Consider the following 21,959-nt stretch of genomic DNA (forward strand, 5'->3'; position numbering starts at 1 on the left):
GCCATCACGATCTGCCCGGTCGGGCATAGGAGTTGTCGGGGACTCGGAGACCAAGGAACGCGGGGGCTCGGCACCGCGCCTTGTCGGCGAAGTCGCAGGACCGAGGCCAGGGCCGAGGCCGAGGTCAGGTCTTGACGGCGTGCAGGATGCGCATGCCTCGCGGGCCCGTCGTGTCGTCGCGTATTTCCAGCCCTGCCCGCCGGCACTGCTCGTTCAGCCAGTCCGAGGCGATGCGCAGCTTGGGATAGCTGCCGGCCCGCAGGCTCCAGGTGTCCCCGCTCCGGGTGTGCAGGAGGTCGTGGACCATGACGGTGTCCTCGTCGACGTACTCCAGGAAGCACGTGAACACGCGATCCCGGTCGCCGCGTACGGGGATGAACCGGTCCGTCCCGTGCAGGGGTCGGGACTGGTCGCGATAGGTGACCACGAACCGGCCTCCCGGGGCCAGGGCACGCGCGGTGTCGGCGAGCAACGCCGTCACGTCGGCCCTGCTCGGCAGGTGGGGAAGCGTGTCGCCCATGCACACGACGAGGTCCACGGTCCCGGGTCTGGCGACCTGCGGAAGCACGCCGCGGATGTCGGCGTGGACCGGGTCGATCCCGGCGATGTCCGCTGTGTGCCGGGCGAGTTCGGCCAGCAGGAGTTTGCTGCTGTCGACTGCGACGACCGACGCGAAGCCGGCGCGGGCCAAGGCGAGCGTCTGTTGGCCCGGGCCGCATCCCAGGTCTACGGCCACGCCCGGAGCAGGCCCGGGCAGCACGCCCAGGTCGCGGAGCAGCGCGGCTTGTCCGGCGGCGAGTGCTTCGATGTCGTCGCCGAGCATCCAGGTGTACTGCTCGGCCAGGAGTCGGTCGTAGTGAACGGTTGCGTCGGTCAAGGCTCTCGATCCTTCGTTCCGAGTCGACCGGGTGAACGGTCGAACGGGGCGGCACGCGGCACGCGTCGATCGGTCGGCTCCGGCCTCGACCCCGGCGCCGACCTCGGCCCAACTCACGTATGGCGAACCCAGCCCGCCAGTTCGGCCAAGTGGACGTTCTCGCGAGCGGCGTCCAATTCGGCACCGAGCGCCGCGCGGTAGGTGGCCGTCGCCTGCTGGTAGCGAAGGTGTCCGGCCGTACTGATCGTCGCGCGCACGCCCCGGCCGTCCTCGCCACCCACGGAGGTTCGTTCGGCCATGCCCTGGGCCTCCAGTCGCCCCACGAGTCGGGTGACCGAGCTGACCTTCAGGCCGATGCGCTCCGCCAACTCCCCCATTCGCAGGCTTCCTCCGCTGTCCTCCCTGCTCAGTGCGCACAGCGCCCGATACTCCGAGAGCTGCAGGCCGTGGGACTGCCGCAGGGCCTGGTCCAACCGCTGTTCGATCCGACCCAACAGACGCACCGCCATGCACCAGCGGTCGTCCTCGTCGTCACCGGCGGGCGCCGCCCCGGGCCCGCCGGTCGGCATGAAGTCCGACATGGCGACAACCTACATACTGCTTGTACAAGCAAGCAAGTCCTCCGGGCCGAGCGAACGGCGCGCACCCGGGAACCCCGGCACCCGGCACCCGGCACCCGGCACCCGACACCCAGCCTTCCGACGCGCCGCCGCTCCGTGCCCTGCCTCTACTCCACAGCGCAGAGTCCGTCGATCGTCGTCGCCAGCAGCGCTGTTCGCATCGGCATGCTCGTGATGTCGACGAACTCGTCGCGGGCGTGCGGGTGCCCTCCGACGGCGCCCATGCCGTCCAGGGTGGGAATGCCGATCGCGGCGGTGAGGTTCCCGTCCGACCCGCCGCCCGAACGCACCGTCTCCGGCTCCGGGACGCCCATCTCGCGGGCCGCCGCGCGCACGCGCGCGAGCAGGTCGAGGGACATGGCTTCTTCGAGCGGATAACGATTGACACCGCCGCTGACCGAGATCTCGGCCCGGGGCAGAACCGCGCGCAGACTCTCCATGTACCTTGCGACACGGTCGAGTTCGGCCCGGCTCCAGGCGCGGACGTCGACCGCCAACGTCGCCGCCTCGGGCACGGTGTTGACCGTGGACCCGGACGCCGCGACGGTGGGTGTGACCGTCGTGCCCAGCTCCGCGCGCGCCACCGGAACCAGCGCGAGTACCTGGTGGGCGAGTTCCACCGTCGCGTTCACGCCGAGCTCCGGTTCCAGGCCCGCGTGGGCCGCCCGGCCCCCGACCTCCACCCGAAATCGGGCGACCCCCTTGCGTGCGACTTTGACCGCGCCCCCGTCCGCGCTCGGCTCCCCCACCAACACCGCGCCCGATTCGGCGGCCACCTCCTCGACCAGGGCACGTGAGAACAGCGATCCGGTCTCCTCGTCGCCCGTCAGAAGCATCCCCACCCGATCCCGCGCCGTGGACGCCCGAGCCGCGTACAACATCTGCACGATCCCGGCCTTCATGTCGAAGACACCGGGACCGCGCGCCACCCCCTCCCGCACCGAGAACGGCAGTTCCGCGAGGGTTCCCATCGGCCACACGGTGTCGTAGTGCCCGAGCAGGAGCGGCCCGCGTCCCCGCGGCCGCCACACCAGATTCGTGATGCCGTCCAGCAGCACACGCTCGGGTTCACGACCGAGGAACCGCGTGCCCACCGCGGCCAGCAACTCCGCGCACCGGTTCAGGGCCGCACGGTCCTCGGACGGGGATTCACAGGTCACCAGATCGCGTAACAGAACCACCATCGCGTCGAGCTCGGCCGACATGTCCTCGAGACAGCGCTTGGGGGAAGCCATACCCGAATACCTCTCCAGTCGACCGGCTCGATCCACCTCGACATCACCGTCGGGCGGCGGCATCGGCGTCGGCGAGTCGCACAGCATCGCGGATCGATCTTCGTGCACGACGACGATTCGAGACGTACGGACGCTGCCTAGCGTGATCGACGTGTGCGGCGAGCGCCACATCCCCAGGAGGAATCCCGTGACGAGACGATCCGAACTGCCGGGCCCGCCGCCCGGCCACCGTCGACGAGCGGTGGCCGAGGAGTCGGACGCGGCGAACGGCACCGGTCACGCCGCCGCCGGCCGCCGCACGGGAAGTGTGCGGATGCGACGCGTGTCCCGAGGGGCCGGGGCGGCCGTCGCACTGGGGCTGCTTGCCGCCGGGTGCGGGGGAACCGACAGCGGCGGCACCTCCACCGGCGGCAACACGATCACCATCGGGGTGCCCGGCGACCCCGGTGGCATGAACCCGCTGACCACGCTGGCCTCCAGCGCGGTGATGATGAACCGCTTCGCGTACGACTCGCTGGTCAACATCCGACCCGACGGGCGCATCGCCTCCGGCATCGCCGAGACGTGGACCGCCGACACGACCACGGCGAACTTCACCCTCCGGCGCGGCGTGATGTGCGACGACGGCACATCGCTGACCCCGTCCGCGATCGCGGCGCAGTACAACTACATCGGCGACCCGGCGAACAAGTCGCCGATGGCGGGCCTGTTGGTGCCCGTCGGCGCCACCGCCACCGCGGACGACGCCGCGGGCACCCTGACGCTGAAAGCCCCGGAGTCCGCCCCGTTCCTGCTGCGCAGTGCCGGGACCGTGCAACTGGTGTGCCCCTCCGGCATGCGGTCGCAGGAGAAGCTGGACCAGGCGTCCGACGGCACCGGGCCCTATCGGCTGACCGAAGTGGTGGCGGGCGACCACTTCACCTTCACCAAACGCCCCGGATATACGTGGGGCCCGGACGGTGCCGACAACGCCGCCACACCGGACCGGGTGGTCTTCAAGTTCGTCGGCAACGAGTCCACCAGGACCAATCTGCTCCTGGGTGGACAACTCGACGTGGCGCGGGTCATCGGTGCCGATCGTGCCCGGCTCGCGGCGGCCGGCCTCGGGTTCGAGATCCAGCGGGACCCGTTCGGCATGCTGCTGTTCAACGAGGCCCCGAATCGCGTCACCGCCGACGCCCGGGTGCGCTGGGCCATGATCGCCGCGCTCGACCTCAAGCAGATCGGTGCCGTGGCCACCGGCGGCAAGGGTGCGCCGGCGACCCGACTCGGCACCACGATGGCACCGCCCTGCCCCACCGACTCGGTCACCGCCAACCTCCCGCCGCACGACGTGGCCCGCGCCGCGGAGGCACTGCGCGCCGCGGGATGGAAGAAGTCCGGTGGGCGCTGGAGCAAGGACGGCCGACAGTTGTCCCTCTCGATGCCCTACCCCGGCTACCAGGGCACCCAGGTGATCGCCGCCGTCGAGTTGGCGGTCCGGCAGTGGAAGGCCTTCGGCGTGAAGGTCGACACCAGCCAGACCTCCCAGTCGACCAACGTCTCCACCTTGATGGCCGGCCAGTGGGACATCGCCTGGGCGCCGATCTCGGTGCCCACCCCCGATCAGAACCTGGTGTTCTTCTCCGGTCCCAAGCCGGCCGAGGGCCTCAACCTCGGCGCCACCGACAACCCCGAGTACCAGCGCCTCACGGCCGAGGCGATGACCAAGCCGGACACCGCCGGCTGCCCGGAATGGACCGCGGCCGAGGCCGAGTTGATCAAACGCGTCGACGTGGTGACCTTCATGGACTCCAACTCCCCCTGGTTTACCCGTCGTTACGCCTTCGAGGTGGACGGCGGCGGCATCCTGCCGACCACGCTGCGCAGGGCCGGCAAGCGATGACTCCTGCCTCCGGGCGCACTCGCCCCGGAGGTAGACGGCTTCCGAGGCGCACTCGCCCGGGAAGTACACGGCTTCCGAGGCGAACTCGCCCCGGAAGTGCACGGCTTCCGAGGCGTCGGCTCCTCCCTGACGGGAGCCGACGCCTCGCGGCCGTCGCCGGCCATCGACCGTGGATGCGGCGCCGGGCGATCTGCCGTCGGCCCGCACGCGACCCCCGGCCTCACCTGGCCCCTCCCTGCTCGGCGTCCGGCTCGAACGTGCGGCCGTACGCCGACCGCGTCCACGAAACCGACGACGGGCCGGCACGGCGGGCGGCGCCTCGGCCGACGAGGCGACCCACCCGTAACCGTTGCATGCCGACGGGCGTTGACCCGCTGTCGCCGGGCGACGCCAATCCGCGCCCGGGCGCTCCCCGCCAGGGGGCGACGGAGATCCGCCCCGCCGGGGCGTGACCCGTGACCCGCGACCCATGACCCGTGGTACGGAAGGGACTTGCACATGACTCTTCGAGGACGGCTCGGCGGGATCGCCGTGCTGACGGCATTGGCGGCGGTCGGTACGGCCGCGACGGCGGGCAGCGCCCACGCCGATCCCGCTCCGCAACCCCCGACCACCGCGGGGGAGGTTCCCGGAGCGGCGGCCGGCATGTTCGCGGACGCGGTGACGACGGGCGGCCTGCCGATCGGCGGGGTGCAGACCGGTCAACTCCCCCTCGACGAGTTGCCCACGCTCGGCTGAGCCCCGCCCGAGGTCCCGATCGGGAGGTCGAGAGGTCGGGAGGGTCGGGGAGTCGGGAGGGTCGGGGAGTCGGGAATGCGGGCGGCCGTCAACCCACCGTCGCCGAAGGCGACAGCGGCCCGAATGGGCCGAAGCGGATGTCCGCCCCCGACAACCCGAAGGGTGTGGTCCGCGTCGGCACCCCAAGTCGGCCCATCATCCCCGCCTCCCCGCAATCGGCACACCTTCGTCCCCGCAAGCATGCCCGGCGACGCGTCACGCGAAGCGCAAATGCTCCTCCCGGAGCCATTCCTCCTCGCGGATGGCCGGGTCGAGCGGGCTCTTGCCATCGCATCCGCGTTTCTTAGGCCGTGGCGCGCGCCGGTCGGTGGCGTGCGCTCGAACGGCGGCATGGGCGCTCAGTCGGCGGCAGGCGCACCCTCGCCGGCGCTCGGTCCGTTCAGCCAGGTGCGGATGCCGGCGAGCGCGGCGGGGCCGTAGTCCTCGTCGACGCTCCTGGCCAGATCAGCGATGGTGATCGCGTGCAGCGCCGCGCGCCACGCGGCGTCGGCGGCGGCCATCGCACGGGAGATCGCGCAGGGTCGGATGCACGCCTCCGGCGCCGCCGCCAGCGGACCCCTCTGGCGGATCTCGGTGCACACGAACGCGGGTTCCGCGCCGTCCACAGCCGTCACGACGTCCAGGACGGTGATCCGTTCGGCCGCCCTGGTCAGCACGTACCCGCCCGACTTGCCCTGGATCGAGCCCACCAGATCCGCGCGGGAGAGCGCCTGGAGTTGTTTGGCCAGATAGCTGCCGGAGACGCCGTGGAGTTCCGCGAGCCGCGCAGCGGGTACCGGCTCCGTCGCCGTGGTCAGCACCACACAACAGTGCAGCGCCGACTCCACTCCGCCCGACAGCTTCATCCGCTCGACCGTCCCTCCGGTTGTTGACTCGGATGAACTCTATCCGAGTATTATCACGGACAAGATGTATCCGAGTTTGGATGCGTTCCCGCGCGATCTCGCGCACTCGACGAGAGGCAGGACAGCCATGAAGATCACGGTCGTCGGCGGAACCGGGCTGATCGGCTCGCAGGTGGTCCGGAAACTGACCGCGAGCGGCCACGAAGCCCTCCCGGCGGCGTTGTCCACCGGTGTCGACCTGATCACCGGGAAGGGCCTGCGGGAGGCGCTGGAGGGCGCCGAGGTGGTGGTCAACCTGGCGAACTCGCCGACCTTCGACGAGAAGTCCCCGGACTTCTTCCGCACCTCCATGGGCAACCTGCTCGACGCGGGAGCGGAAGCCGGGGTCGGACACCAGGTGATCCTGTCGATCGTCGGCGTGGACCGGGTGCCCCGGTTGGACTACTACCGCGCCAAGGCCCTCCAGGAGGACCTGCTCCGCCAGGGGCCCACGCCGTACTCCATCGTGCGCGCCACCCAGTTCTTCGAGTTCATGGATGCCGTGCTGTCCTGGACCTCCGACGACGACACCGTCCGTCTGCCCGCCACCCGGGTCCAGCCGATCGCCGCCGCGGACGTCGTCGACGCGGTCGTCGAGGTCGGTGTCGGCACCCCGCTCCAGGGCATCCGCAACGTCGCCGGCCCAGACGTCTTCACCCTCGACGAACTCGGCAGGATCACCCTGGCCGCGCGCGCCGACGCCCGCACCGTGGTCGTCGACGACACGGCCGGCATGTTCGCGGCCGTCCCCGGCGACGTGCTCACCGCGGGGCCGGACGCGCACCTGGCACCGACGCACTACCGGGACTGGATCCGAACGGACCGGTAGCGGCGGCGCGTCGACGGAATCCGAGGGATCCGGGAGTAGGGTTTCGGTGCGGTCGGGTGCGGCGACATCGTCGCGGGGGAATCCACCGCGGCCGGACACCGACGAGGAGGACCCATGTCGAAGCCGCCACTGCCCGAGCAGGCGATCGAGATGCTGCGGCAGCCCAATCCCGCGGTCGTGACAACGCTCCGGGCCGACGGCCAACCCGTCTCCACGGCGACCTGGTACCTGTGGGACGAGGGCAGGGTGCTCGTCAACATGGACGAGGGACGCAAACGGCTCGAGCACATCCGCAACGATCCGCGCGTCTCGCTGACCGTGCTCGACACCGGGAACTGGTACACGCATCTCAGCCTGATCGGCCGGGTCACCGAGATCCGCGACGACAAGGACCTGATCGACATCGACCGCCTGTCGCGTCACTACGGCGGCCAGGACTACCCGCAGCGCGACCGGGGCCGCGTCAGTGCCTGGGTCGAGATCGACCGCTGGCACGGCTGGGGCACGCTCAAGGACAGCGACCAGGCGGGCGGCAGCCGTACCGCTGCGGAGTAGCCGAGCCGGTCCCGGGCGATCGCGGCGGCGGCGCACCCACCCCGGCCCCGGCACCCGGGCCGATGTCGACCGCGTGGCGGGCGCGTTGCCGTCGAATCGGCGAGTGCGACATCGGCAGGGGTGCCGTGCCGCCGCACTCGCCGACCGATCAGGACACGCCCGTACGCGTCGGCAGGTCCCCACGTAATCGTCGAAAAAGTCGGTCACGGCAAGGCGGACCGCCGGAGCCGCGTGTTCCGGAAGTGCCGCGTGGCCGGCCTCGTGGACCACCGCCGCGCGCACCGTCGCGGCGGGCGCGTGGTACGGCCGTACGACCGCGGCCGGCGCCGGACCCGAAGAACATTCCGCGGCGCCCGGGCCACAGGAGAACGGCTCGCGGGCGCCGTTGACGGTCGGTACCGGGATCGCGACGCGCGTCGAGGCGGCGTCCACGACCTGGGCAGGTCCGCTGAACATCTCGGGCCACGTTCCGGTCTCCTCGGCACGTTCCTCGAACGCCAGAACGGCGGGATCGGTCGCGGGCGCGTGATGGAAGACGCCGCGCGAGCCGGACCGGCCGGTGACGTAGGCGGCGTCGAGGCCGAGGCCGGCGAACTTCGGGTCGCCGGCGGCCCCGTCGGCGGTCAGGAGGTGGACGGCCCGAGCGTCCGTGCGGCCGGGGCCGGGACGAGTCGGCGGACCACTTCGGCGACCACCGCGTCGCGGTGTCAGGTAGAAGTGGTCGCCCGGCAGCACCCGCAGGTCGAACGGCGCGCCGGTGACCTCCTCCCGGCGTCGGGCCTCGGTCCCGGTCACCTCCGGGTCGACATTGCCGATCATCGCGGTGACCGGGCAGCGCAGCCGGATGCCTTGCGTCGGGCGATAGCGCTCGGCGAGCCGATAGTCGTTGCGCAGGATGGGCAGCACGATCTCGCGCAACGCGGGGTCGGCGAGCAACGCCGTTCCGGTGCCGCCCAGTCGGCCGAGTTCGGCCGGCAGCCCGTCGTCGTCACACAGGTACACGTCGTCGTCGCGGACATGGGCAGCGCGTGCCGCCCGGACACGAACAGGTGGGTCGCACCGGGTCCGTGCGCCTGTAGCCGCAGCGCGACCTCGTACGCGACGGCCGCACCCACGCTGTGCCCGAACAGCGCGTACGACGACCTGATCCGAGTCGCGATCGCGGCCGCATGCGCGCGCGGGCGTTCGTCAACGACCCCTCCTCGGTTCCCGCGAGTCGAGTTCGTTCCCGGGGCGGGAACCCAAACCCGGCCTGGCACGTTCAAGTTAGGTAAGGCTAACCTAAATGATCGCCATACAGGGGTCGTCGAAGGCGCATCGAGCGCGCTTCGCCGACGAGGGGGCGCTCGCGCGACCGTGCCCATGATCGAAGCCAAACCCCCTGCGGGAAAAGAAGGTTCGATCCGCGCGGCCGGGCTCGCACGACTCCGGGACGTCGTCGGCCCACCCGGATCCGACGTCCGTCGCCGGATCCGCGCCTGCCGCTCCGGCCCCCCTGCCCCACCCATGCGCAGCTTCCGAGGACGGTGCAACCAGTGACCATCGACTCCCCCACGACCGCGCCCACCCGCCGCTACCTGCACGTTCGTCGAGAAGGGAGGTACGATCCGCCGGCCGTCGCGGTGCGGTTGGCCGAGTCCGGACTCTTCGACGAATCGCTCGTCTACGCAAGCGAAGCGCGCTGGTGGTTCGCCGGCGGCGCGGCCGTGGTGCTCACCATCCACCACGACACGGTGGTCGGGGTGGGCGAGGGTCGTACGAGCGTGCCGTGGGCGGGCTCGCCTGCGCGGGCGATCGAGACCCTCCTGGCCGACGCACCGATCCGGGACTGGCGGGTCTACGGCCGCTTGGACTACGAACTGGGCTGCGTATCAGCGAAGTTGCCGCCCTCCGACCAGGGCCCGGAGCTGGGCCGACTGACCGTTCCCCGCGTCGAGGTCGAGGTCGACGAGACGTCGCTGACCGTGCGCGCCCTGGCGGACGAGGACCTCGACCGGGTGTTGCTCGCCGCGACGGCCGCGGACCGGTCGAGCACCACGACGACGCGGCCTGTGGAGGTCGAGACCGACGAATTCGCGTTGTTCGCCACCACCGTGGCAGCCGCGATCGACCGCATCCGGGCGGGCGAACTCGACAAGGTGCTCCTGTCCCGCCGTGTCGAGGTCCCCTACCCGGTGGACTTCCCCGCTACCTATCTGCGCGGGCTTCGCGCGAACACACCCGCGCGGTCGTTCCTGCTCGACCTGCCCGGGCTCCGGGCCGCCGGGTTCAGTCCGGAGACCCTCTTGGAGGTCGACGCCGACCTGCGGATCGCCACCCGACCGCTCACCGGCACCTGTCCGCGCGACGGCGACCCGGTGTTCGACGCACGGCGGCGGGCCGCGCTGATCCAGGACGCCAAGGAGGTGTACGACCACGCGATCTCGGTACGCCTGGCGCAAGACGAACTGGCCCCGCTGTGCGACCCGGACGGTGTCGGCGTCGACGAGTTCATGACCGCCAGGGAACGCGGCAGCGTCCAACACATCGGCTCCCGGGTGTTCGGGCGCCTCGACGCGCGACACGGGCCGTGGGACGCGCTGTTCGCGCTGTTCCCCGCGGTGACCGTGTCCGGCGTGCCGAAGACGGCCGCGTGCTCGATGATCGCCGAGTTCGAGGAGGCGCCTCGCGGCCTGTACGCGGGCGCGGTCGTACGGGGCACGCACGCCGGGGAGTTGGACGCCGCGCTCGCGCTGCGCATGGTCTACACGCGGAACGGCCGCACCTGGTTGCGCGCGGGTGCGGGCGTCGTGGCCGACTCACGGCCGGTGCACGAATACCGCGGAACGTGCCACACCCTCGCCACCGTCGCTCCGTACGTTGTGCCGGCGACACCGAAGGACGAACCACCCAAACCCTACGCGGCGTTCACCGACGGCTGAGCAAGCACCGGCGCCGAAGCCCGGCCGCGCCGAGCCCGCGCCGCCCCGGAGCCGCCCCGGCTCGACAACCGTCGGACGCTCGCGCGCGTCCTTCGCAGAACGCGGTATCCGGCCGCGTTCGCGTGCGCCACGGCGTACGGAAGGAGAGCGTCCATGTCGCAGATCCAGGATTCTTCGAGCGCGGACCACGACCGTTGGCTGAGCGACTTCCGGGCGGCGGCGCAACGACGCGCGGACGACGGCGACCCGGCGTGGGCGGCCGGCGCACGGCTGCACCCGGCCGTGGTCCGCAGCATCCAGCGCTTCCAGGTCGGCGAGGGAAGCGACGGCCGCGTCCTGATCGCCAAGGCAGCCGCCGACGGCGACGACGTCTACACCGCGACGATCCGGCTGTTCGTGGCCGAGGAGCAGAACCACGCCCGACTCCTGGCGCACCTGCTCGCCGCGGCCGGCGCGGACACGATCCCGGGCCACTGGTCCGACGCGGTCTTTCGCCGGCTGCGGCGTTCGCTCGGCCTGCGCCTGGAGTTGATGGTCCTCATGGTCGCCGAGGTGATCGCGCTCCCGTACTACCGCGCGCTCCACGACGGCGTCGGCGACCCGCTCGCCGCCGAGGTCGCCGCCCGCATCCTCGCCGACGAGGAACGTCACGTCCCCTTCCACTGCGACGTCCTGCGCACGTCGTTGGCGGACCTGGCACCGCCGACCCGAGCGATCGCGGTCGCCGGTTGGTGGATGATCACCGCGGGCGCGACCGCCGTGGTCGTCTACGACCACGGCAAGGCACTCGCGTCGCTCGGCACGACCCGCCGTCGCTTCACCGGTCACGTGGCCCGCGACTTCCGCGCCGTCACCCGACGGATTCACTCCCGCCCGCACCGGAATTCGGCGGTTGCCGTCGGTGGTTCGTGAGGTCTGAGGGGGCGAAGGGGCTCCAGCGATATGGCTATAGTAATCACATGATTACACTTAGTCGCCTCTCTCGCCCACACCCGCACTTACCCTTACGCCCCGCGTCGAGCGGAAACGTGCCTTCACCACGACGCGACCATGCTCCGATCGGGCGGGAGGCGGGTCGGTGACGATACGTCCCGACACGAGCACCGCACACATCGACCTCGTCTCCGCGTCCTTTCGGAACGATCCCTACCCGGCACTGCGGGCCCTGCGCGAGCACGATCCCGTGCATTACGACCCCCGGTGGAATGCCTGGCTGATCACCCGGTACGACGACGTGGTCCGCGGAACCGCCCATCCCGACATCTCCGCGGACCGGATCACCCCACGCCTGCGACAGTTCCCGCCCGCCCACCGCGATCGGTTTCGTCCGTTGGCCGAAGTGCTCTCGCGCTGGCCGCTGATGGCCGATCCGCCCGAACACCGGCCGCTGCGCGCTCCGGTGACACGTTCGATGAACCAACGCGTCATCCGGTCCTTCCAGCCCCTGGTCCGGCGCACGGTCACCGAGATCCTCGACCGTGCCCTGGCACGCGGTGAGTTGGACGCGGTCGCGGACCTGGCCGTGCCGCTGCCGCTCTACGTCGTCTCGGAGATCATCGGCGCACCACGCGAATCCCACGAGTTGCTCAAACGCTGCGCCATCGGCATCGTCGACTTCTTCGGCGCCCCGCCCGCGACCTACCTGTCCACCGCCGCCGAGGCGTTCGACAGTGTCCGCGAAGCCTCGGCCCACCTCGGCGAGTTGGTCGCCCAACGCCGCCGCGCGCCGGGCCACGACCTGATCAGCGTGCTGCTCCGGAACGGTTCCTCGTCGGACGAACAGGTGGTCTCCACCTGCCTGATGATGATCTTCGCGGGTTTCGAGACGACCACCAACCTGCTCGGCAACGGCCTGTTGCTGCTGCTGCGCCATCCCGGGCAACTCGCGCGCCTGCGCGAGAGTCCCGACCTGCTGCCCTCGGCGATCGAGGAGATGTTGCGCCTGGAGAGCCCCGTGCAACGGCTGTCCCGGATGGCACGCCGGGACCTGGTGCTGGGCGGTCGGGAGATCCGCGCGGGCGACCTGGTGTTCTTCATGCTCGGCGCCGCGAACCGCGATCCGAGCGTCTTCGTCGACCCGGATCGCTTCGACATCGCCCGCGAAGGGCGCCGGCACCAGGCCTTCGGGCCGGGAGTCCACGCCTGCCCCGGCGCCGCGCTCGCCCGCATGGAGGCACACATCGCCTTCGGCGAACTCCTGCGCCGAGCACCGGTGATGTCACTCGCCGACGATGACATCCGGTGGCACGACAACCTCTCCGTACGCGCGCTGCGCGAACTGCGCGTACGACTGGGCTGACACCGCCCCGACCCCGCCGGTGATCGACACGCGGGGTCGGGGCACGGAGCGCGTCGACGGGCGCGGCCCGCACGATCCACGCGGCCGGCCCGGATCCTCGCCGCCTATGCCGCACCCCCGACGTCTCGTCACCCGTTCGGCCCTGACGGATCACCCTTGCGAGGCATCTTCGGCCCATACGCGTGACATGGCGGGCCGGAAACCGGTTGTCTCCCCCTATGCCCGGATCATCCGCCAACACCGGGTCGTGACAAGGGCGTTGCCACGATCGTGCGAGATCCGCGCGGTTTCGACCCGCCGGGGCGCGCCTGGTACGGATCCGCCCGTCCCGTAGGGATGTGCCCGCCGCGACGCGCACGCCGTCCCGCCCGGCCGAGGAGCCCCATGCGCCGTTCCCGTTCCGTCTACCGCGCGGCAGCGATCGACGAACCGCGTCTCGTCGAAGGCTACGAGGCATGCCGCAGGGCGATCCGCCGGGCGGGGGGCACGGAGTACCCGACCGCCCGGCTGATGCCGCCGGCGTTACGCCCGGCGCTGTGGGCGATCTACGCGGCCGGCCGGGTGATCGACGACGTCGCCGACACCGGTGATCCCACCGGCAGAGAGGCGCTGTTCGACGCCTGGACCGCCGCGTTCGACGAGGACCTGCGGCGCGGCGACAGCGAGGATCCGGTACGCCGGGCCCTGGTGCACACGATGCTGACCTGGGACCTGCCGACCGACGGCCTCTCGGCGGCGTTCGCCGCCACCCGAGCGGACATCGCCGGCCGTATCCATCCCACCTGGAAGGCGTGGAGCGCCTATTCCCAGGCGGTCAACACCTCCTTCTTCGCCCAGGGCGCGGCGCTCCTGGCCGCTGCGGGCCTGTACCTGCCACTGCGGTTGCGCTACCTGGACGCCGCCCGGCAGTGGGTGGACGCGCTGAGCATCATCGACAATCTCGAGGACCTCGCGGAGGACCTCGCCCAGGGCCGGATCACCGTGCCCGTGGAGGTGCTCACCGACCACGGCCTCACGGCGGCGGACCTGGCCGGCGGCACGCACGACGCGCCCGTCGAGGCGATGATCGCGCACCTGGCGGCACAGGCCCGCCTCTGGCTGGCCCAACCCGACCTGTTCCGCGAACTGCCCCCCGCACTCGCCGTGGTGGCGCGTGCGGTGACCGACATCGGGCGGCTGCGGCTGGAACGCGTGGAGCGGGCCGGGGCACAGCTACTACGCGGAAAGCCCCGGTTGCCCCGGCTGGCGAGCCGGCGCATCCTGCTCCCCGCTCGGCTCAAGGCGCACGTGGCGTGGCGCTTCCTCACGCCGATCGGTCCCGCGCGGTCCCGACGGGACACCGCGACCCCTCGCCCGCCCGCCCTGTCGGCCCTGTTGCCGGCGCCCCGCACCGAGACCCCCACGCCTCCCCGGCCGCATCCCTCGGGCGCGCGCCCGCCGAGCTGTCCCCCGCGCCGGCTCCCCCGGCATGTGGCCGTCGTGATGGACGGCAACGGCCGCTGGGCCACCGACCGGGGCCTGCCCCGTACCGAAGGCCATCGCGCGGGCGGCGAGTCGATGCGCGACGTCGTACACGGCGCCTTGGAGATCGGCCTGCGGCACCTGACGCTCTACGCCTTCTCCACGGAGAACTGGCGTCGGCGACCCGAGGAGATCGACGGCCTGCTCGCACTCGTGCGAGAGGACATGGTCGACGCGGCCGTGCTCGATCACGACGTGCGCTTCCGCTGGGCCGGCTCCGCCGAAGGACTGCCGCAGGACGTCCTGGAACGGCTCGTGCGCCTGGAACACGCCACCCGGGATCGCACCGGGCTGACCCTGACCCTGTGCGTGAACTATGGCGGCCGGATCGAACTCACCCAGGCCGCCGCCTCGTTGGCCCGAGCCGCCGTCGCCGGCCGGATCGACCCGGCGCACATCTGCGAGCGCGTGTTCGCCGCCCACCTGGCCCTGCCCGACCTGCCGGACGTCGACCTGCTGTGGCGCACGGGCGGCGAACAGCGCACCTCGAACCTGCTGCCCTGGCACGCCGCCTACGCGGAACTGCACTTCAGCGACACCCGCTGGCCCGACGTCGACCGCCGCGACCTGTGGCGGGCGATCACCGCGTACGCGGACCGCGGCCGCAACTTCGGCGCCGTACCGGATTCCGCGGCGCCGGCGGGGCAACCCGCCCACGACGCGGGCACACCGGGCCACTGACGCGGTGCTCCCTGCCGAGAGCGTCGTGGGGAACGGCTTCAGCGATGTGCCTCGCGGAACCGACGGTGCAGGGCGCGTACCTCCTCCGCCAAGTCGGGAACGGGGCCCTCCACCACGAGCGCGGGAACGACCTCCCGAATCGGGAGGTTGCGTACGGGCGCCGCCGAAACGCCGAGTTCGGCAAGCCAGGTGCTCGTCTGTTCGGCGGAGCTCACATAGACGATGCGACCGAGTCCCACCCAGCCGTGCGCCGCCGCGCACATCGCGCAGTGTTCGCCGGACGTGAAGACGGTGGCCGCCGCCCGCTCCGGCGGCGTCATGTTCGTGGCGGCCCAGCGGGCCAGTTCGAACTCCGGATGGCGGGTGGCATCGCCGGTGGTTCGCTCGCGGTTGCGGTCCTCGGCCAGGACGCTACCGTCGGCGGCCACCAGGACCGACCCGAACGGCTCGTCGCCGGCCTCCACCGCCTCGGCGGCGAGTTCCACGCAGCGGCGCAGGTGGGTGAGGTCGTCCGGGGTCACTGCCATGGTGTCTCCGTAAGGTGATGGGTGAGCGGGCCCACCCGCTCGGCCACGGTGGCGAGCATCCGCCATGCGGCCTGCGGGTGCGCCGTCTCGCCGGGGTCGCCGTTGAACGGGTCCAGGACCACGGTGTCGGCGCCCAGGGCCCGCAGGTGATCCAGGTCGGCGGCGATCTGGTCGATGCTTCCCTCGCCGGCGAGGCGCTCGGCATCGGGCAGTGGTTCCCGGGTGACCCGCAGCGCGATGCGCGGAACCAGCGCCGGCACCGGGCGCTGCCGCTCGACGGCGACGGCCCGCAGCCGGTCCGTCGCCGCCCGCATCCAGGGCAGGGTGCGTCGTAGGGGGTGCCACGCGTCGCCGAGGCGCACCGCCCGATCGATGCCCGCGTCACTGTTGCCGCCGACCCAGATCGGGATGCGGCCGACGCCGTAGTCCCCCTCGTCGTCCCAGGCCGTGCGGATGGCCGCGAGATGGTCGTCGGTCAGCTTCCCGCGCTGCCGGAACGGGACGCCGAGCGCCTCGAACTCCTGCCGCGCCCAGCCGACGCCCACACCCAGGACCAGGCGCCGCCCGCTGAGCTGATGGAGGTTGGCGGCCATCCGGGCCACGAGTAGGGGATGCCGATAGGGGACGATGAGCACCGTGGTCCCCAGACGCACCCGCCGGGTGACACCGGCCAGCCAGGCGAGCGTGGTGAAGGGTTCGTAGAACGGGGCGGGGTACTGCTCCGCGACATCGGGCGTGACCGCGACGTGGTCGGAGACCATCAGCAGATCGAATCCGAGCCCCTCCACGGTCTGCGCCCAGTCGCGCAGAACGCCCGGATCCGTGCCGGGGCCGAAATTGGGAACATTGACGCCGAGTTGCATGCCCCGAGGCTATCCGGCGACAACCACATAGCTGAAGACATCATTCACTGCCTTCGCCCGCGTTCACCGTGGATCTGCCGGTATTCTGGCCGGATGACCGAGGATCTCGACGACACCGATTGGGCCATCCTGGCGGAGCTGCAACAAGACGGGCGCATCGCGCTGACCGAACTGGGACGACGCGTCAGCCTCAGCGCCTCCGCGACGACCGAGCGGGTCAGACGCCTGGAGACCATCGGCGTCATCACCGGATACCGAGCCGAGGTCGACCTCTCGAAGGCGGGCTTCGCCGTACTGGCCGTGGTGCGCCTCAAGTACCCCGGCAGCAGGCACGCGCCCCTGCACCGACTCCTCGAAGAGCGCCCGGAGATCCTGGAGTGCCTGCGCACCACGGGAGAGGACTGCTACACCCTCAAGGTCGCCGCCACCTCGATGACCCACCTGGAAAGCACCATCGACCGACTCGCGCACTTCGGCAGCACCACCACCAACATCGTCTACAGCCAAACCCTCCCCTACCGAGGCCCTCAACGCCCCACCCCACCCACCGACGACCGGGACGCGTAGCGCACGCCGGGCACGCCCGGGCGGCGCAGGGCCCAGGCGTCCGAGCCGGGCTCGACAAGCGGTGTGTTCGTCGCGTTCGTGTCGCGGCGCGATCCGAGGTCGAGTCGACCGCGCGTTCCGGCGCCGCGGACCGTGCCGCTCACGATCCATTCCGTGGAGGCGGCTGCGCGCGGGCGGAAAAGGCGTCGACATCGGCGCTTGCCGCGGGAATCGTGGGGGGCATGGGACTGGATGAGATTTGGGGCGTGGAGGCTGCCCGAACGTACGACACGCCGGGTACCGGGATGTTTGCGCCGGAGGTTTTGCAGCCGGCTCTGGACCGGCTCGCGGAATTGGCGGGCGGGGGACGGGCGCTCGAGTTCGCCATCGGTACCGGACGCGTTGCCGTACCGCTCGCGGGGCGAGGAGTGCGGGTCACCGGTATCGAGCTGTCGCAGCCGATGATCGACCGGCTGCGTACGAAGGTGGACGAGACGACGATTCCGGTGGTCGTCGGCGACATGGCGAACACCCGCGCCCCGGGCACGTTCCGACTCGTGTATCTCGTCTACAACACCATCTCCAACCTGCTCACCCAGGCCGAACAGGTCGCGTGCTTCCGCAACGCCGCTCGCCACCTCACACCGGACGGAAGGTTCGTCGTCGAGCTGGGGGTTCCCGAGCTGCGCAAACTGCCGCCCGGTCAGCACGCCGTGGTCTGGCATTCCGAGACCGGATACGTCGGCCTGGACACCTACGACGTGCTGCGCCAGCACCTCGTCTCGCATCACTTCCGATTCGACGACGGCACCCGGGCCCGACTGTTTCGCAGCCCGCACCGCTACATCTGGCCGGCCGAACTGGATCTCATGGCCCAACTGGCCGGCTTCGAGCTCGAATCGAGGCACGCCGACTGGCAGGGAACCGAATTCACCGCCGAGTCGAGCTCACACGTGTCCGTCTACCGACTCCCACCGCCTCCCGACGCGAATCGTGCCGGCGCCGGCACGGAATCGCCGACCGAGGACGGCGGCTGAACCCACCCGGGGGCAGGCGCCGACGGGGTGCGGTCAGCGGTCGGGCACGCTCCGGTCACCCGTCCGGTTCCTTCCTCAAGGAACTGCGCGCGTTCTTCCGCCCGTTCCGAGCGGCGGCCGCGGGCTGAGACGACCGCCGCGCGCGGGCGGGACCGCCGGGTCCCGCTTTCCCGGCCCCGAGCCCCGACCGTCGCCACCGCCCCCGATGGATCCCGAAAACGTCGATCCGGGTGGTGTCAGCGGGAGCCGTGCGAGGTGAGCCCGTGTGCGTCCAGCCACCGGGCGATCGCCGTGCCGATGGCGTCGGGCCGGTCCTCGGGGGCGTGGTGTCCGGCCGGGCCGCAGTGCTCGATGTCCAGGGCGGCGATGTGCTCGCGGCTCCAGGCGATCATCTCGTCACCGATGAGCAGCGTCGGCGAGGAGTCGAAGGTCAGGAGCAGCTTGGGAACGTCCGTACTGGCCCCGAGCCAGGCGTCGTAGTCGGTGATGCGGGCGACGACGTCGGCCGGCTCTCCGTCGATGGGCATCATCCGCGGCCAGGCCAGCAGTGGACGCCGGCTCTCCGGCGTAGGGTACGGGTCGCGGTAGGGCTGCACGTCCGTCTCGCTCAGCGGATTCAGCACGCCGCCCTTGAACGCGGTCTCGATGAAGACGTTCTGTTCGAGCACCAGTTCCTCGCCGACTCCGGGCGTACGGAACGCCTCGAAGCGGGAACGCGCGGGCGGCGGGAGTTCCTCGGCGGTCAGCGGCTTGAGCATCGTCTCCAGCATGGCCACTCCGCGCACCCGCGTGGGGTGTCGGGCCGCCCGGTCCAGGGCGAGCGCGCCGCCCCAGTCGTGGCCGACCAGGACAACCTCGCCCAGGTCCAGGGCATCGAACCAGGCATCGAGGTAGCGGGCCTGGTCGGCGAAGTCGTAGTCGATGTCGGGCTTGCCCGAGGCGCCCATGCCGATCAGGTCCGGGGCCAAGGCGCGGGCTCCGCCGGCGACGTGCGGGGTGACGTTGCGCCACAGGTGCGACGAGGTCGGGTTGCCGTGCAGGAACACCACGGGCAGCCCGTCGCCGGTCTCCGTGTAGGCGATGTGGGAGTCGAGGACGTCGACGGTACGCATGGTGAGTGTTTCCTCTCGTGGTGCCCGGCTGTCCGGACCCGGCTCCTGACCCTGACCCTGACCCTGACCCGCGTGGGGATCGAAATCGGGATCGGGATCGGATGTGGCAACATCCCGGATCATTCGTTCGGGCAATGAACGTTCGTGTTTCTAACGTTTGATCTCCTGGACCATATATCGTTAGTCTCACTAATGCAACGGGGTAATATCGATGCCATGAGCAGCCGAGCGGCCAACGACACCGCCGCGAACACCAGCACCCCTGGGACTTGCGGCGACGGCCCGGACGTGGGGGAAATGCCCGCCCGGGTACGCGGCTTGCCGAGCAGGCTGCTGACCCGGAACGCGATGCACGCCGATCGTCTGGTGACCGACGGCCTCGCCACCGAAGGTGCCCGCAAGTGGCATTTCGTGGTCTTGGTCGCGCTCACTCGGAGCGGCCCCGCAAGTCAGTCGGCGCTGAGCCGTCGCACCGGCGTGTACCGCAGCGACATGGTCGCCGTCATCAACGACCTCGCCGAACGCGGCTTCGTGGACCGCACGCCCGACCCGGACGACCGCCGTCGCAACGTCATCACCGTGACCCCCGAAGGCCGCGACCACCTGCGCCGCCTCGACGCGATCATCAGCCGGGCCCAGGACGACCTGCTCGCGCCCCTGACTCAGGCCGAACGCCGCACACTGACCGGTCTGCTGACCCGGCTCCTGGACCATCACACGAAGACCGCACCACGCACCGCCGGCGATTGATCACGGACTCACCACACCCGACCCCGACCCCGATCCCGCCCTCGACCGCGTCACGCGGAAACCACCGCCGCCGGCCCACGGACCATCCATCCCTCGCCAAACGGTCGATACCCGGCCTGACGCAATCGCGTCCGAGCGGCCTGCGCGCACCGCCTCCCCACACCACAGCGGAGCGGAGCGGACAACCATTGGTTGACGTCGGGGGGATCGTGAGACCCTGGCCTACGTGAGCCGTGCGTGGCCGTACCGGTCGCCGGCGCGGCTTCGGAGGCCGGGCGGGACGGCCGGCCGCGATCCTGGGAGTACGAGTTGAGCACGACCGAGAAAGCCGTCATCGCCGCCGCATGCAACCTGGCCTGGGTGAACGTGGACGACATCACCGGGACGACGAACCTGGAGAGCGACCTGGGATTCGACTCGATCCAAAAGGCGGAACTGCTTCTCAACCTGGAACGCGAACACGGCATCACCTTGACCGCGAGGGAGCGCCTGGTCACCGTCAACGACGTGGCGGCGGCCATCGACGCCGCCAAGCGGGCCGGGTAGCCGAATCCCCTCACGCCCGGCGCCCACGCGGCGCCGGCTCGGCGGCGGAATCGAGGCGGGTCGATACCGACATGCGCGGGTCACCCAGGAGTGAGGTCGGCGAGGTCGAGGGTGAGTCGGTTCCTCCAGTCCTTCGCGAAGACGGCGGTCCCTCCTTCGTCCATCGCTCGACCACTCCCACGACCCGAACCCCGCCGCTCCGCCCGGCTCTCCCGTACGCGGGAGGGGACGCGGCACCGCCGCGTCTGGACTCCGCCTCCGCCTCCGTGGATCGCCGACTCGGTGCAGCGAGGCGATCGTGTGTCAATCGGGTGAACCGTTGCGTTAGTGGTTTCCCGAGACGAACAGCCTCGTTGAGAGGAGTGCGCGTCGTCATCGGGCGGCGCGGATACGCTACAGGGGAGATTGTCGTGAACTCGTTCAAGAAGGCCGGTGTCCTGGCTGCCGGTACCGCCGCCCTCGTGATGGGAGGCACGGGTGCCGCGAGTGCGAGCTCCGAGGCCGACGCCGCCGCGGTGCACTCCTCGGGTGTCTTTTCCGGGAACATCGGCCAGTCCCCGTTCCATACCCCGGCAATGGGATGCGGCGACACCGCCAACGGGGCCGCTGCGCTCAACCCGGCGTTCGGCAACGAATGCATCGTCGCCGAGGTCGAGAACGAGGTCTACTACGACGGCGACCACGAGCACGAGGGCCACCGTCCGCAGGGCCACCCCCACGGTGGTGGCTACCAGCACGACAACGGCCACCGCTCGCTCCTCGAGCGTGTGGGCGTCTGACGCCTCGTTCAGTGATTCCGGTTCGGCCGCCTCCTCCGCGTCCGATACCCGGGGCCTCTGCGGGTTCTCCGCGGGGGCCCCGTCGTGTTGCCCCACACGCGACGAGGCGGACACACGCCCCGAAGCGGCAAACCGGGCCGAACACGAGAGCCGAACTCGTCGAAACCGTGCCGCCCACCCACAACGCACAGCACCAGACCACCGGTTCGCCCCCCAAAAACCGAATCCGCCGATGAGGGCGGTGAGGCCCGTCGCGATGGGCTGCTCGGGCGGCTCTGGGCCGAGCATCGGCGAGCGTCGTTCCCCGCGAGCTTCCGCGGCGTGGACATCGCGGGTGTGGAGTTGATCCTCCTGGACGCCGACGTCGCCGGTCTCGTGTCGAGAGAGTTGAGCGGCGGACTCGACGGCGATGGCATCGCTGTCCTCTGGGCGTGCATCGCCGACCTCGACAAGATCGTGCCCCTGCTCAACGAGGAATACTGCGCCTCCTACTTCTCGAAGCTCCGCACGATCGCCAACCTCGCGGTAGCGCGATACCTGCCCACCGCGACCTGACCGTCGGGTGGGGGAGGCGCGGGGTGCGCGTGGTGCAAGTGGCCGAAGCAACCCCGCGATCCTTCCGGCGTCGACGCCTCCCCCGCCGCGCTCCCCGACTGATGCGCACGCCTCGAGAGCGCCGCCGGTGCGCCTCTGC

At 71.0% G+C, this 21,959-nt stretch carries 20 protein-coding genes and 3 pseudogenes; 14 read left to right on the forward strand and 9 right to left on the reverse strand.

All coding sequences use genetic code 11. The features are described 5' to 3' along the window. Positions 1 to 124: 124 nt before the first annotated feature. From ACZ4FV_RS38985 to ACZ4FV_RS38995, 3 genes are all read right to left on the reverse strand, one after another. Positions 125 to 877, reverse strand: a complete 753-nt coding sequence (locus ACZ4FV_RS38985; protein WP_465325349.1) for a class I SAM-dependent methyltransferase — start codon at positions 875 to 877, stop codon at positions 125 to 127. A 113-nt stretch (positions 878 to 990) separates the two neighbouring features. Next, entirely contained in the window at positions 991 to 1,458 is a 468-nt protein-coding gene (locus tag ACZ4FV_RS38990; protein ID WP_395864913.1) for a MarR family winged helix-turn-helix transcriptional regulator, read from the reverse strand. 146 nt (positions 1,459 to 1,604) lie between these two features. Beyond that, a complete protein-coding gene (locus ACZ4FV_RS38995) occupies positions 1,605 to 2,732 on the reverse strand; it encodes a M20 family metallopeptidase (protein WP_465325351.1) in 1,128 nt (375 codons plus the stop codon). Between the two features lie 187 nt (positions 2,733 to 2,919). Between ACZ4FV_RS38995 and ACZ4FV_RS39000 the strand changes: the two genes are divergently transcribed. Both ACZ4FV_RS39000 and ACZ4FV_RS39005 read left to right on the forward strand, forming a co-directional pair. Beyond that, a complete protein-coding gene (locus ACZ4FV_RS39000; RefSeq protein ID WP_395864917.1) occupies positions 2,920 to 4,617 on the forward strand; it encodes an ABC transporter substrate-binding protein in 1,698 nt (565 codons plus the stop codon). Between the two features lie 498 nt (positions 4,618 to 5,115). Further along, on the forward strand, positions 5,116 to 5,355 hold the full coding sequence (locus ACZ4FV_RS39005) for a hypothetical protein (RefSeq protein WP_395864919.1): 240 nt from the start codon (positions 5,116 to 5,118) through the stop codon (positions 5,353 to 5,355). A gap of 398 nt (positions 5,356 to 5,753) precedes the next feature. Here ACZ4FV_RS39005 and ACZ4FV_RS39010 read toward each other — a convergent pair whose 3' ends face one another. Beyond that, entirely contained in the window at positions 5,754 to 6,260 is a 507-nt protein-coding gene (locus ACZ4FV_RS39010) for an RrF2 family transcriptional regulator (RefSeq protein WP_465325354.1), read from the reverse strand. 127 nt (positions 6,261 to 6,387) lie between these two features. Here ACZ4FV_RS39010 and ACZ4FV_RS39015 point away from each other — a divergent pair, with 127 nt between their 5' ends. Both ACZ4FV_RS39015 and ACZ4FV_RS39020 read left to right on the forward strand, forming a co-directional pair. Then, the gene (locus tag ACZ4FV_RS39015) at positions 6,388 to 7,128 is read left to right on the forward strand and encodes an SDR family oxidoreductase (protein ID WP_465325357.1); all 741 of its coding nucleotides are present in this window, start codon (positions 6,388 to 6,390) and stop codon (positions 7,126 to 7,128) included. Between the two features lie 114 nt (positions 7,129 to 7,242). After that, on the forward strand, positions 7,243 to 7,683 hold the full coding sequence (locus ACZ4FV_RS39020) for a PPOX class F420-dependent oxidoreductase (RefSeq protein ID WP_402241707.1): 441 nt from the start codon (positions 7,243 to 7,245) through the stop codon (positions 7,681 to 7,683). Between the two features lie 717 nt (positions 7,684 to 8,400). Here the strand turns inward: ACZ4FV_RS39020 and ACZ4FV_RS39025 are convergent. Both ACZ4FV_RS39025 and ACZ4FV_RS39030 read right to left on the reverse strand, forming a co-directional pair. Continuing rightward, positions 8,401 to 8,688, reverse strand: a pseudogene (locus tag ACZ4FV_RS39025) (thioesterase II family protein); the annotation flags it as partial. Positions 8,689 to 8,720: 32 nt separating this feature from the next. Continuing rightward, positions 8,721 to 9,191, reverse strand: a pseudogene (locus ACZ4FV_RS39030) (thioesterase domain-containing protein); the annotation flags it as partial. A gap of 27 nt (positions 9,192 to 9,218) precedes the next feature. On the opposite strand from ACZ4FV_RS39030, the gene ACZ4FV_RS39035 reads away from it, so the two are divergent. The 4 genes from ACZ4FV_RS39035 (at position 9,219) to uppS (ending at position 15,105) form a co-directional block, all read left to right on the forward strand. Then, entirely contained in the window at positions 9,219 to 10,604 is a 1,386-nt protein-coding gene (locus ACZ4FV_RS39035) for a salicylate synthase (protein WP_465325360.1), read from the forward strand. Between the two features lie 153 nt (positions 10,605 to 10,757). Further along, the gene (locus ACZ4FV_RS39040) at positions 10,758 to 11,516 is read left to right on the forward strand and encodes a ferritin-like domain-containing protein (RefSeq protein WP_402241711.1); all 759 of its coding nucleotides are present in this window, start codon (positions 10,758 to 10,760) and stop codon (positions 11,514 to 11,516) included. 166 nt (positions 11,517 to 11,682) lie between these two features. Next, positions 11,683 to 12,903, forward strand: coding sequence for a cytochrome P450 (locus ACZ4FV_RS39045; protein ID WP_402241714.1), 1,221 nt, complete (start codon positions 11,683 to 11,685; stop codon positions 12,901 to 12,903). Positions 12,904 to 13,287: 384 nt separating this feature from the next. Further along, complete coding sequence (uppS, locus tag ACZ4FV_RS39050; RefSeq protein ID WP_402241717.1) at positions 13,288 to 15,105, forward strand: polyprenyl diphosphate synthase; 1,818 nt, start codon at positions 13,288 to 13,290, stop codon at positions 15,103 to 15,105. Positions 15,106 to 15,143: 38 nt separating this feature from the next. Here uppS and ACZ4FV_RS39055 read toward each other — a convergent pair whose 3' ends face one another. Then, positions 15,144 to 15,632, reverse strand: coding sequence for a nucleoside deaminase (locus tag ACZ4FV_RS39055; RefSeq protein WP_395864937.1), 489 nt, complete (start codon positions 15,630 to 15,632; stop codon positions 15,144 to 15,146). Further along, a complete protein-coding gene (locus ACZ4FV_RS39060) occupies positions 15,623 to 16,495 on the reverse strand; it encodes an LLM class flavin-dependent oxidoreductase (protein ID WP_395864939.1) in 873 nt (290 codons plus the stop codon). Before ACZ4FV_RS39060 ends, ACZ4FV_RS39055 begins: the two co-directional genes overlap by 10 nt. Positions 16,496 to 16,588: 93 nt before the next feature. On the opposite strand from ACZ4FV_RS39060, the gene ACZ4FV_RS39065 reads away from it, so the two are divergent. Together ACZ4FV_RS39065 and ACZ4FV_RS39070 are read left to right on the forward strand one after the other, a co-directional pair. Beyond that, the gene (locus ACZ4FV_RS39065; protein WP_395864941.1) at positions 16,589 to 17,062 is read left to right on the forward strand and encodes an Lrp/AsnC family transcriptional regulator; all 474 of its coding nucleotides are present in this window, start codon (positions 16,589 to 16,591) and stop codon (positions 17,060 to 17,062) included. A gap of 221 nt (positions 17,063 to 17,283) precedes the next feature. Then, on the forward strand, positions 17,284 to 18,078 hold the full coding sequence (locus ACZ4FV_RS39070) for a class I SAM-dependent methyltransferase (RefSeq protein ID WP_402241724.1): 795 nt from the start codon (positions 17,284 to 17,286) through the stop codon (positions 18,076 to 18,078). Between the two features lie 236 nt (positions 18,079 to 18,314). On the opposite strand, the pseudogene ACZ4FV_RS39075 reads toward ACZ4FV_RS39070, so the two are convergent. Beyond that, positions 18,315 to 19,193, reverse strand: a pseudogene (locus tag ACZ4FV_RS39075) (haloalkane dehalogenase); the annotation flags it as partial. Positions 19,194 to 19,406: 213 nt separating this feature from the next. Here ACZ4FV_RS39075 and ACZ4FV_RS39080 point away from each other — a divergent pair. The 4 genes from ACZ4FV_RS39080 (at position 19,407) to ACZ4FV_RS39095 (ending at position 21,820) form a co-directional block, all read left to right on the forward strand. Beyond that, on the forward strand, positions 19,407 to 19,940 hold the full coding sequence (locus ACZ4FV_RS39080; RefSeq protein ID WP_465325368.1) for a MarR family winged helix-turn-helix transcriptional regulator: 534 nt from the start codon (positions 19,407 to 19,409) through the stop codon (positions 19,938 to 19,940). A gap of 309 nt (positions 19,941 to 20,249) precedes the next feature. Next, a complete protein-coding gene (locus tag ACZ4FV_RS39085) occupies positions 20,250 to 20,486 on the forward strand; it encodes an acyl carrier protein (RefSeq protein ID WP_402241729.1) in 237 nt (78 codons plus the stop codon). A gap of 410 nt (positions 20,487 to 20,896) precedes the next feature. Next, a complete protein-coding gene (locus tag ACZ4FV_RS39090) occupies positions 20,897 to 21,265 on the forward strand; it encodes a chaplin (protein WP_402241732.1) in 369 nt (122 codons plus the stop codon). 321 nt (positions 21,266 to 21,586) lie between these two features. Continuing rightward, positions 21,587 to 21,820: a hypothetical protein gene (locus tag ACZ4FV_RS39095; protein WP_402241733.1), complete on the forward strand. Its 234-nt coding sequence runs from the start codon at positions 21,587 to 21,589 to the stop codon at positions 21,818 to 21,820. Positions 21,821 to 21,959 lie beyond the last annotated feature (139 nt).

The sequence above is a fragment of the Embleya sp. NPDC025285 genome (assembly GCF_055558835.1).

What these genes read in the sequence shown, in the direction of transcription:
- ACZ4FV_RS38990 (WP_395864913.1), bottom strand. Translation starts at nt 1,458, where the DNA reads ATGTCGGACTTCATGCCGACCGGCGGGCCCGGGGCGGCGCCCGCCGGT.
- ACZ4FV_RS38995 (WP_465325351.1), bottom strand. Translation starts at nt 2,732, where the DNA reads ATGGCTTCCCCCAAGCGCTGTCTCGAGGACATGTCGGCCGAGCTCGAC.
- ACZ4FV_RS39005 (WP_395864919.1), top strand. Translation starts at nt 5,116, where the DNA reads ATGACTCTTCGAGGACGGCTCGGCGGGATCGCCGTGCTGACGGCATTG.
- ACZ4FV_RS39010 (WP_465325354.1), bottom strand. Translation starts at nt 6,260, where the DNA reads ATGAAGCTGTCGGGCGGAGTGGAGTCGGCGCTGCACTGTTGTGTGGTG.
- ACZ4FV_RS39015 (WP_465325357.1), top strand. Translation starts at nt 6,388, where the DNA reads ATGAAGATCACGGTCGTCGGCGGAACCGGGCTGATCGGCTCGCAGGTG.
- ACZ4FV_RS39020 (WP_402241707.1), top strand. Translation starts at nt 7,243, where the DNA reads ATGTCGAAGCCGCCACTGCCCGAGCAGGCGATCGAGATGCTGCGGCAG.
- ACZ4FV_RS39040 (WP_402241711.1), top strand. Translation starts at nt 10,758, where the DNA reads ATGTCGCAGATCCAGGATTCTTCGAGCGCGGACCACGACCGTTGGCTG.
- uppS (WP_402241717.1), top strand. Translation starts at nt 13,288, where the DNA reads ATGCGCCGTTCCCGTTCCGTCTACCGCGCGGCAGCGATCGACGAACCG.
- ACZ4FV_RS39055 (WP_395864937.1), bottom strand. Translation starts at nt 15,632, where the DNA reads ATGGCAGTGACCCCGGACGACCTCACCCACCTGCGCCGCTGCGTGGAA.
- ACZ4FV_RS39060 (WP_395864939.1), bottom strand. Translation starts at nt 16,495, where the DNA reads ATGCAACTCGGCGTCAATGTTCCCAATTTCGGCCCCGGCACGGATCCG.
- ACZ4FV_RS39065 (WP_395864941.1), top strand. Translation starts at nt 16,589, where the DNA reads ATGACCGAGGATCTCGACGACACCGATTGGGCCATCCTGGCGGAGCTG.
- ACZ4FV_RS39070 (WP_402241724.1), top strand. Translation starts at nt 17,284, where the DNA reads ATGGGACTGGATGAGATTTGGGGCGTGGAGGCTGCCCGAACGTACGAC.
- ACZ4FV_RS39080 (WP_465325368.1), top strand. Translation starts at nt 19,407, where the DNA reads ATGAGCAGCCGAGCGGCCAACGACACCGCCGCGAACACCAGCACCCCT.